The following is a 19,305-nucleotide window of genomic DNA, read 5'->3' as shown; positions in this document are numbered from 1 at the left end:
ATGGCCAAGGTGAAGGCAGCAATCATTGGATCGGGCAATATCGGTACCGACCTGATGATCAAGATCATGCGCAATTCCGACGTCCTTGAAATCGGCGCGTTCGTCGGAATCGATCCGGAGTCCGACGGTCTCAAGCGAGCCGCTCGGATGGGCGTCGCAACGACAGCGGAAGGAATCGACGGCCTGGTCGCGCTTCCTGTGTGGCCTGAAATTGGCGTCGTTTTTGACGCAACTTCGGCGGGAGCCCATAAGCGCCATAGCGACATCGTCACCGGTGCCGGCAAGGTCATGATCGACCTGACCCCGGCGGCCATTGGTCCTTATGTCATACCGGTGGTCAATGGTGACGCCCATCTCGATGCTTCGAACGTCAATATGGTCACTTGTGGGGGGCAAGCGACGATTCCGATCGTTGCTGCGGTATCATCGGTCGCCACGGTTCATTATGGCGAGATCGTCGCATCGATTTCGTCGAAGAGCGCGGGCCCCGGGACGCGTGCCAATATCGACGAGTTCACCGAGACCACCAGTCGCGGTATCGAGGAAGTCGGCGGTGCAGCCAAGGGCAAAGCGATCATCATCCTCAATCCCGCCGAGCCACCACTGCTCATGCGCGATACCGTTTTCACTCTGTCCTCCGGCGCGGACGAGACGGAAATCGAAGCTGCGATCCTCGCAATGGTTGCGAAGGTCCAATCCTATGTGCCGGGTTATCGCCTCAAACAGAAAGTGCAATTCGAGCGCTTCGGGTCCAACAATCCCGTCAAGATTCCCGGTCTCGGTAGTTTCGAGGGGATCAAGACGAGCGTCTATCTAGAGGTGGAAGGCGCTGCACACTACCTGCCTGCCTATGCGGGCAATCTTGATATCATGACGTCGGCGGGCCTCAAGACAGCCGAGAAGATCGCAACCCGACGCTTGCAAAAGGAGGCTGCATGATGGGCTTCGATCCGTGCACCACAAAGCTCTACATTCAGGACGTCACGCTGCGCGACGGCATGCACGCCATTCGCCATCAATATGGCATCGACCATGTCCAGAAGATCGCCAAGGCCCTTGACGAGGCGAAAGTCGACGCGATCGAGGTCGCCCATGGCGACGGTCTCAATGGTTCGTCTTTCAACTATGGTTTTGGCGCGCATACTGACTGGGAATGGCTCGAGGCAGTTGCCGATGTGCTCGAGCATAGCGTCCTGACCACTTTGCTGATCCCTGGGATCGGGACCATCGAGGAGCTGAAGCACGCCTACAAGCTCGGGGTGCGTTCAGTGCGCGTCGCGACGCACTGCACCGAGGCCGACATTTCCAGGCAGCATATCGAGGCAGCCCGCAATCTCGGCATGGACGTTTCGGGCTTCCTCATGATGAGCCATATGAGCGAGCCGGACGCGCTGGCCCGGCAGGCCAAGCTGATGGAAGATTATGGCGCCCACTGCGTCTATGTGACCGACAGCGGCGGCGCGATGGACATGGACGATTATCGCGCGCGGTGCGAAGCGTATGACAGGGTGCTCAAGCCCGAAACTCAGCGTGGCATTCATGCGCATCACAATCTCAGCCTTGGTGTCGCGAATTCGATTGTCGGCGTTCAGTCGGGCGCGATCAGGATTGATGCGAGCCTGGCCGGCATGGGCGCAGGCGCGGGCAATGCGCCGCTCGAGGTGTTCATCGCCGCGGCTGAGCGCAAGGGGTGGCTGCACGGCTGTGATCTCTACAAGCTGATGGATGCAGCAGAAGAACTGGTCCGCCCTCTGCAGGATCGGCCTGTCCGCGTGGATCGTGAGACATTGTCCCTTGGCTATGCCGGCGTCTATTCCTCCTTCCTGCGTCATGCGGAGAAGGCGAGCGCAGACTATGGTGTCGATACGCGCGCCATCCTCGTCGAGCTTGGTCGTCGACGGATGGTCGGTGGCCAGGAGGATATGATCGTCGACGTGGCGCTGGATATGGTTCAGGCCGATGGCTGACCGCTCTCTCGTCGATACGCTCTATGGCGAACTTCGCCTTCCTGTGTTCGCTGCGCCGATGTTCCTCATCTCCGGCCCCGATCTTGTCATCGCGGCAGGCAAAGCAGGCATCATAGGCGCCTTTCCGGCGCCCAATGCACGGACGATCGAGGATCTCGCCGCCTGGCTCCCGCGTATCACGTCGGAGCTCAAGGCAGCCGGTCGCGAGGGGATGTGGGCCATCAATATGATCGTGCATCCGACCTACGAGCGGTTCGATGCCGAACTGGACCTGATCTGCGAATATAAGCCGCGCATAGTCGTCACCGCCCTGGGTAGCCCTGGACGCCCCCTGGAACGGGTTCATGCCTATGGTGGGGCGGTGTTCTCGGACGTCATTACGCCTGATCAGGCGCGCAAGGCGGTGGATGCGGGGGCCGACGGATTGATCTTGGTGGCGAGCGGTGCCGGCGGCCATACCGGCCACTATAGCCCGTTTGCCTTCGTAGAGGAGGTGCGCAGCTTCTGGGATGGTCCTCTGATTCTGGGCGGTGCGATCGGCGGGGCTCGCGCAATTCGCGCTGCGCTCACCATCGGGGCTGATTTTGCCTATATGGGTACGCGCTTCATCGCGACGCGCGAGAGTCTCGTTTCGGACGACAATCGTGAGATGCTGGTGCGCGCCACCATGCGTGATATTGTTACGACCACAGCGGTAACGGGCATCCCATCGAACTGGATGCGCGAGAGCCTCGATGCTGCCGGCTTCACCCCGGATATGCTGGAGATCAAAAAGAAGATCGACTTCTCCAATCTTCATGGTGATTCCAAAGCCTGGAAGAACATCTGGGGAGCGGGGCATTCGGTCGGTCGCACGCGCGCAGTTCAGAGTGTTGCCGAATTGGTCGACGAACTCGTGGAAGAATATCGTCTGACCAGCTCAGACCTCACGCGGATCACCGATTGGCCGCACGACATCGAGGCGGCCCGAGCGGATTTGGTTGCGGGGTGACGAGCGGGGCCATTTGGCATGGGGGGCATGTCGATCTTGCCGGGCTCAATCGTCTCGGTGAAGGGTCCTTAAATTCCCATGTTGGAATCGAATTCGTCGAGGCGGGGCCAGACTGGCTCACAGCCCGCATGCCGGTTGATCGACGCACGGTGCAGCCTTTGGGGCGCCTGCATGGAGGCGCATCCGTGGTGTTGGCTGAAACAACAGCCTCTGTGGCCGGCCTGCTGACGCTGGATCCCGCGCGTGAAACCGCGGTGGGCATGGAGATAAACGCCAATCACATGCGGCCGGTTGCCGATGGCTGGGTGACGGCGACGGCGAGGCCAGAGGCTCGTCAGCGGATAACCCAGGTCTGGACGGTTCGCATCACTGACGATGCCGGCCGTCTGGTCTGCATATCCCGCGTGACGCTTGCAGTTATTCCGCTTGAGCGCGGAGCGCCTGCGAACAAAGGGTGAGATCGAGGACTGGCGAAGTCGGCCGCTTTCTCACGCCTTCCGCTTCGCTGCGAATGCTCATGCAAATGAAACCGCAGTGTCCCGGACAGCGCTTGGCGTCGTCCCGAATTCCGCGCGAAAGGCCCGGCTGAGCGCTGCCCCATCATTGAGGCCTGCGCGCAACGCGATCTCGCCGAGGCTGAGATCGCGTTGACTGTCGTCCATCAGACATCGACGGGCAGATTCCAGGCGCACCAGGCGGATGAGCTTGGCGGGACTTTCTCCTTCCGCTGCCAAGGCGGCATATAGTGCACGGCGAGACATTCCCATATCGCGGGCAAGATCGTTTGGAGTGTAGCGATCGGCGAGATGTGCCTCGATATGATGTCGCGCCCGCCGGGCATAACGTCTTTCGGCAACCGTCCCCAATCTGTTCGACAGGGGGCCACGGATCAGATCGAAAGCCGCTTGAAGGAGATGCGGACCACAGCTCTCCTGGTCGTCATCGTCGAAAAGGCAGCTCACAACGGCGCCGGCGGCTTTCATCGCGCTGTTGCCGGTTATTAAGCGTATGTCACGGCCGGAAGGAAGCGAGGCGAGTATCGTATGGCGCTCAGGTATCACGAGCATGACAGCCCGATAGCCCGTCAGAACATCCAGGGAATAAGCTTCGCCCAGCGGTACATGGAGTGCGTCACCCGCCGAAAGGCATACCTGCTGCTGGTCGTTCGTAAAAACCGAACTCCCCTCCATCTGCCAGACGATCTTGCAGCGGGCCTCCAGCCGGGTAGAGCGCTTCCGGCTTGCACGACCGAGCAGAGCCGGGCTCTCGATACGAATGGCATCCATTCCGGCGAGGCGGCGCTGAACGACGTTCCCTGCGAGATCGACATCATCGGCGATGTCGATCTCGAGGTTGGGAAAAATTCTGTCGCACTCACGCAGAAAGAGGTTGGATGCCACTGGATTCACCTTTTCCATACGGTAGCGTATCTTGAAGGCGGCGGCAAGATTTGCGTCGAACAGCTCTGCGTTCGACGCTGATCTTTGTCTCAAGAGAACCGGTTTGCTAAAAATTCACCTGCAGCCCCGCGTTCACGACGAGCGGGTCGAGCGCGACACGGGCAGTGCCAGGGACCAAACCGCCCGGTGTTGGCAGATTGTAACGCGAATTTGTAGACACCCATGCCTTAGACACTGAACCGAATAGGCTGAAACGCTGATTGAATGGCACCTCGACGCCAGCGACGAGGGCGGGTCCGAAGGTATTGGATGTTTTGAAGTTTTGCAGCGCACGATCGTCCGTATCGAAAATGATCGTCCAGTTTACTCCGGCGCCGACATACGGTCTGATCGGACCATTGGGATTGAGGTGGTAGCGCACCGTGTAGACCCCAGGGCCGTATGTCACCGTTCCCAGGTCGCCGGCCGAACTCAACGTGCCCGCGCCCCTGAGCGTGGTCTTGGGGGGCAAGCCTATGGTCGCCGCAACGGATATGTTCGGCAATATGAAATAGCCCACCTCCAGCGAGGGTGGCGTGTTGTCCTCGACCGTCGCGTTGCCTCCCGCGACAGGCGCGCCGCCCAGCTTGATCTTTGCATTTTCGTTAAAGAAGAAATGGGCGACGCTGACACGGACATAGGCACGCCCCTTGGCACCATGGGGATCAGCATTTTGCGCGCCGGCTGCAGTGGAGCCCAAGCTGAGGACAAGCGCAGACGCGATCATTGATAGTCTTTTCAATATTCCTCTCCTTCTATGATTCTTCTTGTTGTCAGTGCCCCTTGAGCAGTGCCTCCTCCAGAAACTGGCGGGTCTGCTCACCATAAGGCGCGCGCATCAGCATCACGGCTTCGGTGGCTTTGCTTTGTCGATAGATGGAACGTGCGTGGCTGAAGGTTCGGAAACCGACATTGCCGTGATAAGCGCCCATACCGGAAGGGCCGACCCCGCCAAATGGCAGACCTTCGGCAAACACATGGGCCATAACGTCGTTGATCGTCACACCACCCGAGGCGGTGCCATCGACGACTTCACGCGCGGTCGCGTCGTCCTCGCCGAAATAATAGAGCGCGAGGGGGGAGGGGCCGGAGCGGATCTTCGCGATGACCGCGTCGAGTGAATCATAGCCTATCACCGGCAAGACCGGGCCGAAGATCTCCTCTTGCATCACCATCATGTCATCGTTCACGCCGACCAATATCGTTGGCGTCATCCGGCGATCATTGGCCTCGGGTGCCGTTGCGAGCACTTCGACCACCTCGGCACCCTTCTGTCGGGCATCTTCCACGATGTGTTGAAGGCGGGCAAAGTGCCGTTCGCTGATGATCGCGGTATAATCGTCCGAGAGCGTGCCATCAGGGTACATTGTCCGCGTGGCAGCTACGCATGCATCAACAAACGCCCGCTCCCTACCGCGCGGGACATAGACATGGTCCGGTGCGAGACAGATCTGCCCTGCATTGTAGGTCTTGACTGTCATCACACGCGCAGCCGCCTCGGCCATGTCGAACTGGTCCGTCAGGATCACTGGGGATTTTCCGCCAAGTTCCAGCGTCACAGGCGTGAGATTGGCCGCCGCCGCGCGCATGACGTGCCGGCCGACCGTGGTTGACCCGGTGAAAATCAGGTGATCCCATTTGGCGCCGGAGAATGTCTCTCCCTCCTCCGGACCGCCTTCAATCACGGCGACTTCCTCCGGGGCGAAGTAGCGGGCGATCAGATCGCCCATCAGCGCGGACGATTTCGGCGTGAATTCCGAGGGCTTTACGACAGCGCGGTTGCCCGCGGCAAGAATGCCGGCGAGGGGCGAGAAAACCAGATTATATGGAAAGTTCCAGGGGCCGATAATGCCGACCACACCGAGCGGATGATATTCAACCCGGGCTTCGGCATCGTGAGCGAGACTCTCGTAGAACTCCGGTTGCATCCATCGTTCGACTTGAGCACTTGCGAGCCGTAGCGAGCCAACAGCGGCAAAGACGTCAGCGATGATCGTCTGGATCGTGCTTCTGTGGCCGAAATCCTCTGACAGGGCGGCGGCAATCGCATCCCTGTTTTCCACAAGGAGCGCTATGGCGCGGCTCAGGCGATCGATCCTGATGGCGGCGGAGGGAAATCCATCGGCGATATAGGAGTGTCGCTGGCGGTTGATGATGGTTTCGAGCCGGCTCTTGAAGTCCATGTTCGGGGCCTTTTCGGTCATGCCGGTGGTTCTCGGCAGATGTGGAGAGATCACAGCGCGCCGATGCGGAGCACGGGTTTCAGCGTCTTGCCGCTTTCGCTATCGGCAACGGCTTCATTGATCTGGCTGAACTCATAAAAGCGGATCAGCTTGTCGAAGGGGAATTTCCCTTGCTTCCACAGCGCGATCATGTGCGGGATGAAGGTCTTTGGCGTGGCCTCACCCTCAAGCGCGCCGCCGATCGACTTGCCGAAGAGCATGTCCATGGCCGAAAGAGTGAATTCGGCACCAGGTTTTGGCACCCCAACCAGCATCGCGCGCCCCCGCATCTTGAGGACATCGACGCTCTGACGGATCACCGCAGGCACAGCGGTCGTATCCAGCGTATAGTCGACGCCCCCCGCCGATAGTTCGCGGATGGTCTCCACCGTATCAGCTCCGGCTTTCACCACATGGTTCGCCCCGACCTGCCTCGCGAGATCAAGCCGATTGTCATGCAGGTCGACAGCGATGATCGTCGTGCAGCCCACCGCGGACGCTGCCATGATAGCGGCAAGCCCGACCGCTCCGGCGCCGAAGACCGCGATCGAGCTGCCCACCTCCGGCCGGAGCACGTTGATGACTGTCCCGGCGCCCGTCTGGATACCGCAACCCAGAGGGCCGAGCAGCGCGAGATCGACGTCCTTGACCACCTTCACCGCATTGCGTTCACTGGCGAGGGCATATGTTGCAAAGGACGATTGGCCGAAGAAGCTTCCGCTGATCGCTTCTCCGTGACAGGTGATGGTTGGGCTGCCATCGAGCCGACGGCCACTGAAATTCAGGGGCATGACATTGTCACAATAGACGGTGTGTCCAGTCACGCAGTTGGAGCATTTGCCGCAATGGGTCATGGTGAGAACGACATGATCGCCAACCGCCAGCGTCGTCACATCCGGCCCGATCTGTTCAATCACGCCAGCGCCTTCATGGCCCAGCACGGCTGGGAGAGGTGTGGGGAGATCCTGGGCGCGCACGCTCATGTCCGTATGGCAAACACCCGTCGCCACAATCCGGATGAGCACTTCGTCGCCCCGAGGGGCGTCCAGTTCAGCAGAGGCCATTTCCCATGCGCCACCATGGCACGGCGTCAATGCTGCAACGATATCGGTCACTCGATCTTCTCCCATTTGATCAATTTTTGTCTAATATCGGCTCCATGACGCTATCGAGCGAAGTCCGATCACGGCATGCGGCGGCGCTTGTCGCGGTGCCTGAATTACGTCACCAAAGTCCAATTGCTGATCGGGCCAGGACCCTCGATGTACCGACCCTGTCGTGAAACACGCGATTGCGGATAGATTGCGCGTCCGATCCCGACAGGCCATGCTGTCGTCAGCAACAGAAATATTGGTTGAGCTGGCATTGCCAGCATCCTCTCAAACTGCTTCATGTCGTTGACCTGAACATCACGGTGACGGCGCGCTCGGTCCCCTGTCCATCAGCTTAAGAGCGCCCCTCAGCTTAGCGCTTCTATTGATGGCGCGTTTGCGCCTGCGTGCAGACAATTGCGGATGCGTGCTCTTCTTTCCGGGTGGAAGACCGAAATGATCCTGCCGTTTCCGGATGCGAGGAAGGAGTGACACGAGTTGGGGATTGTCCCGAAGCAAAAGGGTCGAAGATCAGATTGTAATGCAACTGACCTCCGCCGTGCTGATTGGGCCACGAAGAGGAATGGCTCGATCCTGTCACGGGAAAGAGTCTGGGCCTCAATATTCGTACGATGAAGGTGGTTCGACGATCGACAGGCTGAATTGGCCCGCCGGAGACGAGATGCAAAATACCCGATGCCTCTCGGGACTGGACAACCGATGTCGTCGATCGGTATGATATTTTATGTGCGGTCGAAACCTCTGCGGTGTCACTCCGTCAGATTCCATTGCGTCTGCACAGGTGCCGGCCCTCTGGGGTGGAGGCGGCAAGCGCACGGTGCCGATAACGATCCGTTTGCGCAAGGCCCACTCCGGCACGAAAGCTTGCCGAACAGGTTGCTGCTTTCCCCGAGAGATATCATCGAGACGCCGACGGGTCGGACAAGCCTACCCCAGGAAGGGCTGCGGCTCGTGCTGCGTTAACTGCTATGTCGCTGCCCACACCGCCTAGCTGGGCAGGCCCTTCAGAAAAAGATCGACGACCATGTCGGCAAGCTGGTCTCCATTGATTTCTCCCGCAGGGTCAAACCAGGTATGAGTCCAATTGATCATGCCAAAATACAGCATGGTCAAAGCTCGTCGCTTTCCCTTGTTCTTGCCCAGTGTGGTGGCGCGATCGACAATAATACCGTCAACAATATCGAGAAGCCTTCTCTCGGCCTCTATGATGGCCGATCTCCGCTCGACGGGTAGCTTGTCGAGATCATTGATGAGAACCTTGTGCCGATAGGATGCGTTGGCGTAGAGCTTCATGAAGCCATGGGTCAGGGCCTTTAAACGATCGGCGGAATCCGGCAGGTCAGAAACCTCATCGGCGGAGGCGCGCAGCGCTTCGACATGCCCGATCATGATCTCGAACAGTATATCCTCCTTGGAGGAAAAATAATGATACAATAACGACTTCGAGATACCTGATGCTTTAGCAAGATCTGCGATAGAGCTTCCCAGAAATCCAGTTTCACCGTACAGCCGCGCGGCTATTTCGACGATCGCTTCGCGCCGGTCGTCATAGTCTGCCGCCTGTGTCCTCGCCACGCATATATCTCCAAAGCCAGATTCTTCATCGGCTATGCCAGAGGGCGCGCGCGAGGCCAAGCAGATGCTCAGGCGTCGAAGTCCACCGAGACGTCATCGGTCAACGGCATGGCCTGACAGGTAAGGATGTAGCCCTGAGCGATTTCGTCAGCCGAGAGGCCGTAGTTCGCCTCCATATGCACATCTCCGGTCACAAGCTTGGCCCGGCATGTCGCGCAGACACCTGCTTTACAGGCATAGGGGGCGGACATGCCGGCCGCGCGGGCATTTTCCAGGATGCTGCCGCGCGCGCTGTCGAAGCTGATCGAGCGCCTGCGTCCATCAAGCGTGACGCTGACCTTGCGACCCTGTGACTGGCGCTCCAACGCTGCCCGCTGTTCCGCGTTGCCAGCGGGCCTGTCGGCCGTAAAACGCTCGGCCAAAATGGAGGATGAGGGCACATCCTTGGCGAGGAGCGCGGCCTGGGCTGCATCCATCATAGCGCCAGGTCCGCACAGAAATGCTGCCTCGATCGTCGAGGGATCAACCAACCGCTCGAAAATATCACCTAGTTTCTCAGCTTCAAGACGACCGTTGAAGAGTTCGATATCCTCTTCCTCGCCGCTCAGGAAATGATGGACCTGAAGTCGCCCCATATTGCGGTTCTTGAGGGCAGAAAGCGTCTCGAGAAACATCACTGAGCCGCTGTGCCGATTGCCATAAAGCAAGGTGAAACGGCTCTCAGGCTCTTGCGCCAGCATCGTCTTGATGAGTGACAGGATCGGCGTGATGCCCGAGCCCGCCGCAATACCAAGATAATGTGCGCGGCGCGCAGGCGTGAATTTCCAGGTAAAGCTGCCATGGGGAGACATTGCCTCCAGGCGGTCACCCTGCTTGAGTTCGCTGTTCGCCCAGGATGAGAACTGCCCGCCGGGAACCTGCTTGATCGCGACCCATAGCGCGCCTTCGTCTGGCGATGCACAAATCGAATAATTTCGCCGTACATCGTCGTTTTCGAACAAGCGTCGAAGGGTCAGGTGTTGTCCAGGACTGAAAGCGAACGCATCGCCGCAGTCTTCCGGCAAAGCGAGGCGAACCGCGACGGCGTCGTCGGTCTCGCGCCGAACCTCGGCGACGGTCAGTTCGTGAAAAGCGACGGACAAGGGTCTCTCCTTAATGACATTTGAAGCGGTCGAACGGCTCCAGGCAGTCTTCGCACTGCCAGAGCGCCTTGCATGGCGTCGATCCGAAACGGCTGACTTCATGGGTCGCGGCGGATCCGCATCGGGGACACGCTGCTGCCTCCCTATTGCGCAGCGACGACATCGAAGCGCCGTGTGGCGGCGGCGCAATGCCATAAGCCTTGAGTTTTTCACGGCCCGCGTCGCTGATCCAATCGGTCGTCCATGGCGGCGAGAGTACCGTCCGGATGCCGACTTCACCGAATCCGGCGTGATCCAGAGCGTGCCGCACGGCCTGCTCGATCACAAGAGTGGCGGGACAGCCGCTATAGGTCGGGGTGAGCAGGACAGTTGGGGGTGAGCGTTCTATAGCCCTGACGATTCCCAACTCGACCACAGAGATTGCGGGGATCTCAGGGTCGGGCACATCGCACAGGACATCGCGCACCCGGTCCTCGAAGCTGGGCGAAGAGATGTCACCAGCGTGCATCGGGAAAACTGCGTGGGATATGCTGCATCACTGCAAGCAGGTGACCGAGATGTTCGCTGTGCTTGCCCTGGCGGCCGCCGGTGACAGGCCGGTGCTGTGCAGGCAGGTCCAGCGTCGCTTCAGCAAGTGATTGCGCGACGATGAGGTCGAAAGGCTCGCGAAGTTTGGCGCGGTCGATGCCGATGCGAGTCTCGATCATCGCTTCGTCCACCGCATCATTGACGAACAGTTCGTCGATGAACCGCCAATTCCATTCCAGGCCATCGATCATGCGCCGACGGCTTTCCTCGGTGCCATCGCCCAAGCGGATTACCCACTCGCGCGCGAGGCCTGCATGATATTCGGTTTCCTTGACGGCTTTCGCGGCGATTGCTGCAAGTTCGGAATCCGACGATGCCATCAGCGCCCCATAGAGCAGGTTCTGGAACGTCGAGAAAAAAAATTGCCGCGCCATTGTGCGGGCGAAATCGCCATTGGGTTGCTCGACCAGCAGGCAATTGCGAAAGTCGAGTTCGTCCCGGTGAAAGGCGAGGGCGTCAGCATCCCGGCCGCCATTTTCGATCTCAGCGGCATGCGCCAGCAGCAGCGTCCCCTGGCCAATCAGGTCGAGCCCAAGATTGGCAAGCGACAAATCGACTTCGACCGAGGGCGCGTGTCCGCACCATTCGGACAGGCGCTGACCCAGGATCAGAGCGTCGTCGCCCAATCCGATCAGATAGGCCACATGCGCCTCGCGGACGATCACAGCATTGTCCATCACATATGCCTCACGGCGTCGGGCAGGTCATAGAAGGTCGGATGCCGATAGACCTTGTCCTCGGCCGGCGCGAAAAGAGGGCCGGCTTGTGCAGGATCGGACGCAACGATGTCGGCCGAGCGTACTGTCCAGATGCTCACCCCCTCCATGCGGCGGGTATAGGTGTCCCGAGCATGGCGAAGCGCCAGTTCGGCGTCGGGCGCGTGGACAGAGCCGACATGCTTGTGGGACAGTCCGCCGCGCGCGCGGACGAAAACCTCCCAGAGAGGCCAATCATTACTCATCGTCGTGTTCCAATCAGGCTGCGAGGCGCTGGCGCCGCTTCATTTCATAGGCATCGGCAGCTTCACGCACCCAGGCGCCATCTTCCCATGCCTTGCGTCGTGCCTCGATCCGCTCCCTGGCGCAGGGACCTTCACCACGAACGACGGCAAAGAACTCCTCCCATTCGATGGCGCCGAAATCATAACCGCCGCGCGCCTCGTTCCAGCGTAGGTCGGGATCCGGGATCGTAAGACCAAGCAATTCCGCCTGCGGCACGGTTGCGTCGACGAATTTCTGGCGCAACTCATCATTGGTGTCGCGCTTGATACGCCAGCGCATCGATTGTTCGGAATTGGGCGACTGGTCGTCAGGCGGACCGAACATCATCAGGGCAGGCCACCACCAGCGGTCCAGCGCATCCTGTGCCATGCGGCGCTGCGCCGACGTGCCGGCCGCCAACGTCATCATGATTTCATATCCCTGGCGCTGGTGGAAGCTCTCCTCCTTGCACACCCGTACCATGGCCCGTGCATAGGGGCCGTAGGACGTCCGCTGGAGGGGCACCTGGTTCATGATGGCCGCACCGTCCACCAGCCAGCCGATCGCGCCGATGTCAGCCCAGGTCGGGGTCGGATAGTTGAAGATCGTGCTGTACTTGGCTTTGCCCGCATGTAGTGCATCGATCATCTCGGCGCGGCTCGCCCCGAGTGTCTCGGCGGCCGAATAGAGATAGAGACCGTGGCCACCTTCGTCCTGCACCTTGGCGAGGAGGATGGCTTTGCGGCGGAGGGAAGGTGCGCGGGTGATCCAGTTACCTTCAGGAAGCATGCCGACGATTTCGCTGTGGGCGTGTTGCGAGATCTGCCGGATCAGCGTCCGGCGGTAAGCTTCGGGCATCCAGTCCTTGGGCTCGATGAATTCGTCCGCGGCGACGCGCGCCTCGAACGCCGCGACAAGATCAGCCGGCTCGACGCTGCGGACCCCAGGGTCGGCCTTTTGCAATTCGGTCGTGTACATGGCTCAAAATCTCCTCGAACATGGTGATATTATTAATCGACCGCTCGGTCAACTAATAACTGCGATCAAGGTTGCGCGAGCAGCATGGCGATGCCCTGTCCGACCCCGATGCACATCGTGCATAGTGCGTAACGCGCGCCCCTATCCGCCATTTCGATGGCCGCCGACTGCGCAAGACGCGCGCCCGACATGCCCAGTGGATGCCCAAGAGCAATCGCACCGCCATTTGCATTCACATGGTCCGCGTTGTCGGGAAGGCCGAGTTGGCGCAGGACAGCGAGGCCTTGCGAAGCGAATGCCTCGTTGAGCTCGATGACGTCGATGTCCTTGAGTGCGACACCGATCCGCTCGAGAAGTCGCTGTGTAGCCGGTGCAGGCCCGATCCCCATGATCCGGGGCGGGACGCCGGCGACGGCCATGCCAACGATCCGCGCGATCGGATTAAGGTTATATTTCTCGACACTGGCCTGCGATGCGATCAGCAGGGCTGCAGCGCCGTCATTAACGCCGCTGGCATTGCCCGCGGTGACACTACCGTCAGGGCGAACGATCGGCCTGAGTTTCGCGAGCGCTTCCATGCTGGTTGCGCGTGGATGCTCGTCGCGATCGACGACGATCGGATCGCCCTTCTTCTGCGGGATGGTGACGGGCACGATCTCGCGCGCGAGGCGGCCGTTCTCCTGAGCCCGCGCCGCGCGCGCCTGACTTTCTACGGCGAAGCGATCCTGATCCTCGCGCGAGATCTGGAAGTCGTCCGCGACGTTCTGGGCGGTCTCCGGCATCGAATCGACGCCATATTGCGCCTTCATCAGTGGGTTAACGAAGCGCCAGCCGATGGTCGTGTCGAATATCTGTGCTTCGCGCGCAAAGGCGCTTTGCGCCTTTCCGGTCACGAACGGAGCGCGCGTCATGCTCTCGACGCCACCCGCAACCATCAGATCCGCATCACCCGACCGGATCGCGCGGGCGGCGTAAGCCACCGCATCCAGGCCCGACCCGCACAGTCGATTGAGCGTGGTGCCGGGAGCGCCCTCGCCAAGGCCGGCAAGTAGGGCGGCCATTCTGGCAACGTCGCGATTGTCCTCGCCCGCCTGGTTGGCACAGCCGAGCACGACATCGTCGATGCCGTTCCAGTCGATCTGGGGATGGCGTTCCTTGAGCGCGCGAATTGGAATGGCGGCCAAGTCGTCCGCGCGCACTTGCGCCAATGCTCCGCCATAGCGTCCGATTGGCGTCCGGGCGGCGTCACAGATAAATGCTTCAGGCATCTGATTGAAGTCCTTCGATTACAGGCCTGCCGAGCGATCGGCTCAGGCCTTGCATGGTAGCGACGACACGGCCGTCCTCGCCAAATACAGTGATTGCGTAGCTGCCTGTCCTTCCACGCACGGCCAACTCGCGTGCTTCCGCCACCAGCCGTTCCCCTGGGTGGCCGGCGTCTATGAACGCAATCGCACAGCTCTGAGCGACGGCAGCGACGTTGCGGGAGTTGCAGGCGTAGGCGAATGCCGAGTCGGCAAGCGCGAAGATCATCCCGCCATGAGCAGTGCCATGGCCGTTCGTCATTGCCGACGTCAGTCGCATCGACACGCGGCTCATTCCTGCATCCGCCGCTTCCAGGGTCAGGGCCCACGCGGTCCCGGTTCCCTCTTTCGACAGCAGGTCAATGGCGACCCGCCAGGCGAGATGCTCGCTGGGAGACCGGGAGAGATTTCTGTGGTTCAACATCATTCCACCTTAGCCGCACGATTAGGACTTGCCAATAATAGTTCGACCGGTCATTCTGCGAATTAAGGGCAGCATGTCCGCCGGAGGATGCATGGCATATCAAACGATAGTTTTCGAAGCGCAGGACGGCGTTGCGCGACTCACGCTGAACCGGCCCGACCGCCTCAACAGCTTCACGGTACAGATGCACGAGGAGGTTGCCGAAGCGCTCGGTCGCGTGGCGGGCGACTCATCAATCCGTGCGCTTTTGCTCACGGGTGCGGGTAGGGGGTTTTGCGCCGGGCAGGATCTGGGCGACCGTGCGGTTGCACCGGGCGCCGAGCCGGTTGACCTCGGAGACTCGGTGGAGCGCTATTATGCGCCCTTGATCCGCAGTCTTACGTCGCTGCCGATGCCGGTCATCTGTGCTGTGAACGGCGTCGCGGCGGGGGCAGGAGCCAATATCGCACTTGCCTGTGACATCGTTCTTGCCGCTCGCAGTGCGAAATTTATCCAGTCTTTCGCCAATATCGGCCTCATCCCGGATTCCGGCGGGACATGGGTGTTGCCACGTTTGATCGGACAAGCGCGAGCGCTCGGCTTAGCGCTGACAGGTGATCCCTTGCCTGCGGAACAGGCGGAAGCCTGGGGCCTCATCTGGCGCTGTGTCGATGATGACGTCCTTGCCGGTGAAGCTGCCGCTCTGGCGTCGCGTTTTGCGAACGGGCCCACTTCCGGGCTCGCCGCGACCAAGCAGGCCTTGCGGGAATCCTCATTGAAGTCACTCGACGCTGCGCTCGACAACGAACGCGATCTCATGCGCAGGCTCGGTCGAAGTGCCGACTATGCAGAGGGCGTTGCCGCCTTCTCGGCGAAACGCAAGCCAGCATTTACGGGCCGTTGACGGCCAAGAAGGAGTTCATCTCATGGCCGTTCGTGCCGTTCAAAGTTACACCGAAGGACATTGGTACACGAGTTCGGGCGGCCGTGAGGCCGTTGCGTCGGCGGTCACCGGTGAGATCATCGCCGAGATTGGCAGTGATGGGATTGATTTCGGCGCGATGTTGCGCTTCGCACGGGCGACCGGCGGACCCGCGCTGCGAGCGATGACCTTTCACGAGCGCGCGTTGATGCTCAAGGCGCTGGCGCAGGCCGTGATGGCGCGAAAGGAGGAGCTTTACGAGCTTTCCTACCCCAGCGGTGCGACGCGTTCGGACAGTTGGATCGACATTGAGGGCGGAGCGGGGACGCTCTTCGCCTATGCATCGAAGGGGCGGCGCGAACTGCCCAACGAGCGGCTATTGATCGACGGCGACACCGAATTGCTGGGCCGTGCCGGCACCTTTGTCGGGCAGCATGTCTACACGTCGTTGCAGGGCGTCGCCGTTCACATCAACGCTTTCAATTTTCCGATCTGGGGAATGCTCGAAAAACTCGGGCCCACCCTGCTCGCGGGCGTGCCGGCCGTCGTCAAACCCGCACAGTCAACCGGCTACATCGCCGAGGCCGCTTTCCGGATCATGATCGAATCCGGCGTACTCCCGGCAGGTGCGCTGCAACTTGTGTCGGGCAAGACGGGAGATCTTTTCGATCATCTGACTGCCCAGGATGTCGTGGCCTTCACCGGCTCTGCTCGCACAGCCATGCTGTTGCAAAACCATCCGGTCATTGCGCGCGAATCGGTTCGGTTCACGGCGGAACGCGACTCGCTCAATGCGTCAATTCTCGGGCCGGATGCGACGCCCGACACGCCCGAGTTCGATCTGTTCGTCAAGGAAGTGGCGAAGGAGATGACGGTGAAGGCCGGGCAGAAATGCACTGCCATTCGCCGCGCGCTCGTGCCTGCCAACCTGATCGACGCCGCGCAGGAGGCGCTGTCGGCCCGTCTCGCCAAGATCAAGGTCGGTGACCCGCGCGACGAAAGCGTGCGCATGGGAGCACTTGCCAGTCGCAGCCAGTTGTTGGACGTCCGTTCAAGGATCACCGAGCTCGCAAAGGTAGCGCCGATCGTCTTCGGAAGCCCGGACGATGTTCCTCTTACGGGCGAAGGCCTAAGCGGAGGCGCTTTCATGTCGCCCATCCTGCTGCGGACCGACACGCCATGGAAGGCGACGGCAATCCACGAGGTCGAGGCCTTCGGTCCGGTATCGACGCTAATGCCCTATGACGGCATCGATGATGCAATTGCGCTCGCGAACCGCGGCATGGGGTCACTCGCGCTATCGGTCGTGACACACGACCCGGACGTTGCGCGTGACGTGATCCTCACAGGCGGCGCCTGGCATGGTCGCATCCTCTTCCTCGACCGCGACTGCGCCAAGGAGTCGACGGGTCATGGCTCGCCACTGCCGGTCCTCATTCATGGCGGGCCGGGTCGCGCTGGCGGCGGCGAGGAAATGGGAGGTATCCGCGGCGTGAAACATTATATGCAGCGCACCGCGCTGCAGGGTGGTCCAGCATTACTGTCAAAGGCCGTGCATCAGCAGTTGCCGGGCGCCCCGACTGCCGAAGGCGACCGCCATCCATTTCGACTGACATTCGGGGAAATTGAACCCGGCTACGGCATCCGTACCGCGGCAAGGACCGTTACACTCGAAGACATCGAGCATTTCGCGCACTTCACCGGCGACACATTCTATGCGCATATGGACGAAGAAGCGGCGTCAAAGAGTCCGATCTTCGGCGGCCGCGTAGCCCATGGCTATCTGATCCTGTCGTTCGCTGCCGGCCTGTTCGTCGATCCCGCGCCCGGACCAGTGCTCGCCAATTACGGTCTTGAAGGACTGCGCTTCGTCAAGCCTTTGAAGCCAGGAGACAGCATGAAGGCGGTCCTGACCGCTAAATCGAAGTCCCTCAAGACTCCGGAAATGGGCGAAGTTCGCTGGCATGTCGATGTCAGCAACCAGGACGATGAGCTTGTTGCCACCTATGATCTGCTGACGATGAACGCGGTCTGAGAGCCGGGAAAGAGGAGAGGAAAATGGCTACCGCGCTTGCACTTGAACCCATTGAGACAGCTTCGGTCGACGAACTTCGCGCGCTTCAGCTCGAGCGGCTTCGTTGGTCCATACGTCACGCCTATGAAGGCAATCCCCGCTATCGTGCGAAGTTCGATGCGGCGGGCGTACACCCGGATGACCTTCGAACGCTTGCGGACCTGGCCCGCTTTCCATTTACGACGAAGGCCGATCTGCGAGACGCCTATCCGTTCGGCTTCTTCGCCGTCCCGCAAGAGAAACTTTCGCGCATCCACGCATCGTCGGGAACTACCGGAAGGCCCACCGTCGTCGGCTATACCAGGAAGGATATCGAAACCTGGTCAGGTGTGGTCGCACGATCCATCCACGCGGCGGGCGGGCGCCCGGGAATGAAGGTCCATATCGCCTATGGCTATGGCCTCTTCACCGGCGGCCTTGGCGCCCATTATGGTGCAGAGGCGCTCGGATGCGCGGTCATTCCGATGTCTGGAGGGCAAACCGAAAAGCAGGTCCAACTGATCGGCGACTTCCGGCCCGAACTGATCATGGTCACGCCCAGCTATATGCTGTCGATACTCGACGAATTCCGGCGACAGGGCATCGATCCGGCCACCACCTCGCTCACGACAGGCATCTTCGGCGCAGAACCGTGGACAGAAGCCATGCGCGCCGAGATCGAACAGGCATTCAACATCAGCGCCGTCGACATCTACGGCCTCTCTGAAATCATGGGCCCCGGTGTGGCGCAGGAATGCGCTGAATCCAAGGACGGGCCGACCATCTGGGAAGATCATTTCTACCCTGAGATCATCGATCCTGTGACCGGCGAGGTCGTGCCCGAGGGCGAGGAGGGCGAGCTTGTGTTCACCTCGCTCACCAAGGAGGCAATGCCAGTCATTCGCTACCGTACCCGCGATCTGACCAGACTACTGCCGGGTACGTCACGGACCATGCGTCGCATGGCAAAGATCACTGGCCGCTCGGACGACATGATGATCATTCGTGGGGTGAATGTCTTTCCGACCCAGATTGAGGAACATATCCTCGGCTGCACTGCGCTCGCGCCGCATTATCTGATCGAGATCACGCGCCCGAGCCGGATGGATCAGGTGAAACTGCTTGTCGAAGGGCGGGCGGGCATCGGCGACAACGAATGCGTGCGTGATGGCAAGCGGCTCGCCGAACGGATCAAGACCATGATCGGCATCACGGTCGCGGTCGATATCCAACCGGCAGGTTCGCTCGTGCGATCCGGTGGCAAGGCTACACGGGTGCTCGACTTGCGGCCCAAGGCGTAATTTCCCCAGGAGAATCCGGACCATGCATAAGCTGATGGCGCTCTATAAAATTCCGGCCGATGAGACAGCTTTCTTCGCCCACTATAATTCCGTCCATCTGCCGTTGGTCGAGAAGATACCGGGGCTGTTGAAGACCGAAGTCACGCGGATTGACCGCACATTGATGGGCGAGGAGGGCAATTTTCTCTTGGCTGAGCTTTATTTCGCTGATGTGGATAGCTTCAAAACCGCCATGAAAAGCGATGAAAATGTCGCAGTTGGCGCCGACGCGGTGGCCTTTGCGCCTGGCATTTTGACGGTCATGACCGGTCACACCCTAGGCGATTGA

Annotated in this window: 20 protein-coding genes; 8 read left to right on the top strand and 12 right to left on the bottom strand. The window is 60.4% G+C overall.

The window, feature by feature from the left end; all coding sequences use genetic code 11:
* From HH800_RS12075 to HH800_RS12060, 4 genes are read left to right on the top strand one after another with little or no spacing between them, the layout of a single operon-like run.
* Positions 1-939, top strand: a complete 939-nt coding sequence (locus HH800_RS12075; RefSeq protein ID WP_169863316.1) for an acetaldehyde dehydrogenase (acetylating) — start codon at positions 1-3, stop codon at positions 937-939.
* Entirely contained in the window at positions 939-1,967 is a 1,029-nt protein-coding gene (gene dmpG, locus HH800_RS12070) for a 4-hydroxy-2-oxovalerate aldolase (protein WP_039570676.1), read from the top strand. Before HH800_RS12075 ends, dmpG begins: the two co-directional genes overlap by 1 nt.
* Positions 1,960-2,958, top strand: a complete 999-nt coding sequence (locus tag HH800_RS12065; RefSeq protein WP_052207689.1) for an NAD(P)H-dependent flavin oxidoreductase — start codon at positions 1,960-1,962, stop codon at positions 2,956-2,958. The genes dmpG and HH800_RS12065 overlap by 8 nt, the downstream gene beginning before the upstream one ends.
* Positions 2,955-3,416, top strand: a complete 462-nt coding sequence (locus HH800_RS12060; protein WP_081997140.1) for a hotdog fold thioesterase — start codon at positions 2,955-2,957, stop codon at positions 3,414-3,416. Before HH800_RS12065 ends, HH800_RS12060 begins: the two co-directional genes overlap by 4 nt.
* A 57-nt stretch (positions 3,417-3,473) precedes the next feature.
* Here the strand turns inward: HH800_RS12060 and HH800_RS12055 are convergent, their stop codons facing one another.
* From HH800_RS12055 to paaI, 12 genes are all read right to left on the bottom strand, one after another.
* Positions 3,474-4,376: an AraC family transcriptional regulator gene (locus tag HH800_RS12055; protein WP_169861220.1), complete on the bottom strand. Its 903-nt coding sequence runs from the start codon at positions 4,374-4,376 to the stop codon at positions 3,474-3,476.
* An 88-nt stretch (positions 4,377-4,464) separates the two neighbouring features.
* The gene (locus tag HH800_RS12050) at positions 4,465-5,124 is read right to left on the bottom strand and encodes an OmpW/AlkL family protein (protein ID WP_052207691.1); all 660 of its coding nucleotides are present in this window, start codon (positions 5,122-5,124) and stop codon (positions 4,465-4,467) included.
* Positions 5,125-5,170: 46 nt separating this feature from the next.
* A complete protein-coding gene (locus HH800_RS12045; protein WP_169861219.1) occupies positions 5,171-6,601 on the bottom strand; it encodes a coniferyl aldehyde dehydrogenase in 1,431 nt (476 codons plus the stop codon).
* Positions 6,602-6,630: 29 nt separating this feature from the next.
* Positions 6,631-7,734 carry an NAD(P)-dependent alcohol dehydrogenase gene (locus HH800_RS12040; RefSeq protein ID WP_235682101.1) on the bottom strand — a complete coding sequence of 368 codons (1,104 nt, stop codon included), beginning with the start codon at positions 7,732-7,734 and terminating at the stop codon, positions 6,631-6,633.
* A gap of 984 nt (positions 7,735-8,718) precedes the next feature.
* A complete protein-coding gene (locus HH800_RS12035; RefSeq protein WP_039570686.1) occupies positions 8,719-9,306 on the bottom strand; it encodes a TetR/AcrR family transcriptional regulator in 588 nt (195 codons plus the stop codon).
* 68 nt (positions 9,307-9,374) lie between these two features.
* Complete coding sequence (paaE, locus tag HH800_RS12030; protein ID WP_039570690.1) at positions 9,375-10,448, bottom strand: 1,2-phenylacetyl-CoA epoxidase subunit PaaE; 1,074 nt, start codon at positions 10,446-10,448, stop codon at positions 9,375-9,377.
* Positions 10,449-10,458: 10 nt separating this feature from the next.
* Positions 10,459-10,956, bottom strand: a complete 498-nt coding sequence (paaD, locus tag HH800_RS12025; protein ID WP_066043571.1) for a 1,2-phenylacetyl-CoA epoxidase subunit PaaD — start codon at positions 10,954-10,956, stop codon at positions 10,459-10,461.
* Entirely contained in the window at positions 10,943-11,713 is a 771-nt protein-coding gene (paaC, locus tag HH800_RS12020; RefSeq protein WP_066043570.1) for a 1,2-phenylacetyl-CoA epoxidase subunit PaaC, read from the bottom strand. The genes paaD and paaC overlap by 14 nt, the downstream gene beginning before the upstream one ends.
* Positions 11,713-11,997 (bottom strand): 1,2-phenylacetyl-CoA epoxidase subunit PaaB, encoded by a 285-nt coding sequence (gene paaB, locus HH800_RS12015; RefSeq protein ID WP_066043567.1) that lies wholly within the window; start codon positions 11,995-11,997, stop codon positions 11,713-11,715. Before paaB ends, paaC begins: the two co-directional genes overlap by 1 nt.
* A 13-nt stretch (positions 11,998-12,010) precedes the next feature.
* Positions 12,011-12,994 carry a 1,2-phenylacetyl-CoA epoxidase subunit PaaA gene (gene paaA / locus HH800_RS12010; protein WP_039570697.1) on the bottom strand — a complete coding sequence of 328 codons (984 nt, stop codon included), beginning with the start codon at positions 12,992-12,994 and terminating at the stop codon, positions 12,011-12,013.
* A gap of 65 nt (positions 12,995-13,059) precedes the next feature.
* A complete protein-coding gene (gene pcaF, locus HH800_RS12005) occupies positions 13,060-14,262 on the bottom strand; it encodes a 3-oxoadipyl-CoA thiolase (RefSeq protein WP_169861217.1) in 1,203 nt (400 codons plus the stop codon).
* Positions 14,255-14,725, bottom strand: coding sequence for a hydroxyphenylacetyl-CoA thioesterase PaaI (paaI, locus tag HH800_RS12000; protein ID WP_228383772.1), 471 nt, complete (start codon positions 14,723-14,725; stop codon positions 14,255-14,257). The genes pcaF and paaI overlap by 8 nt, the downstream gene beginning before the upstream one ends.
* Before the next feature lie 88 nt (positions 14,726-14,813).
* On the opposite strand from paaI, the gene paaG reads away from it, so the two are divergent.
* From paaG to HH800_RS11980, 4 genes are read left to right on the top strand one after another with little or no spacing between them, the layout of a single operon-like run.
* Entirely contained in the window at positions 14,814-15,605 is a 792-nt protein-coding gene (gene paaG, locus HH800_RS11995) for a 2-(1,2-epoxy-1,2-dihydrophenyl)acetyl-CoA isomerase PaaG (RefSeq protein WP_039570702.1), read from the top strand.
* A 22-nt stretch (positions 15,606-15,627) separates the two neighbouring features.
* The gene (gene paaZ / locus HH800_RS11990; protein ID WP_093084504.1) at positions 15,628-17,658 is read left to right on the top strand and encodes a phenylacetic acid degradation bifunctional protein PaaZ; all 2,031 of its coding nucleotides are present in this window, start codon (positions 15,628-15,630) and stop codon (positions 17,656-17,658) included.
* Positions 17,659-17,681: 23 nt separating this feature from the next.
* A complete protein-coding gene (paaK, locus tag HH800_RS11985) occupies positions 17,682-18,977 on the top strand; it encodes a phenylacetate--CoA ligase PaaK (RefSeq protein ID WP_039570708.1) in 1,296 nt (431 codons plus the stop codon).
* Positions 18,978-18,999: 22 nt separating this feature from the next.
* Positions 19,000-19,305, top strand: coding sequence for an EthD family reductase (locus tag HH800_RS11980; protein WP_066043554.1), 306 nt, complete (start codon positions 19,000-19,002; stop codon positions 19,303-19,305).

It is taken from the genome of Sphingobium yanoikuyae (assembly GCF_013001025.1).
GTDB lineage: Bacteria > Pseudomonadota > Alphaproteobacteria > Sphingomonadales > Sphingomonadaceae > Sphingobium > Sphingobium yanoikuyae_A.
This window is presented reverse-complemented; position numbering and strand designations above follow the sequence as displayed.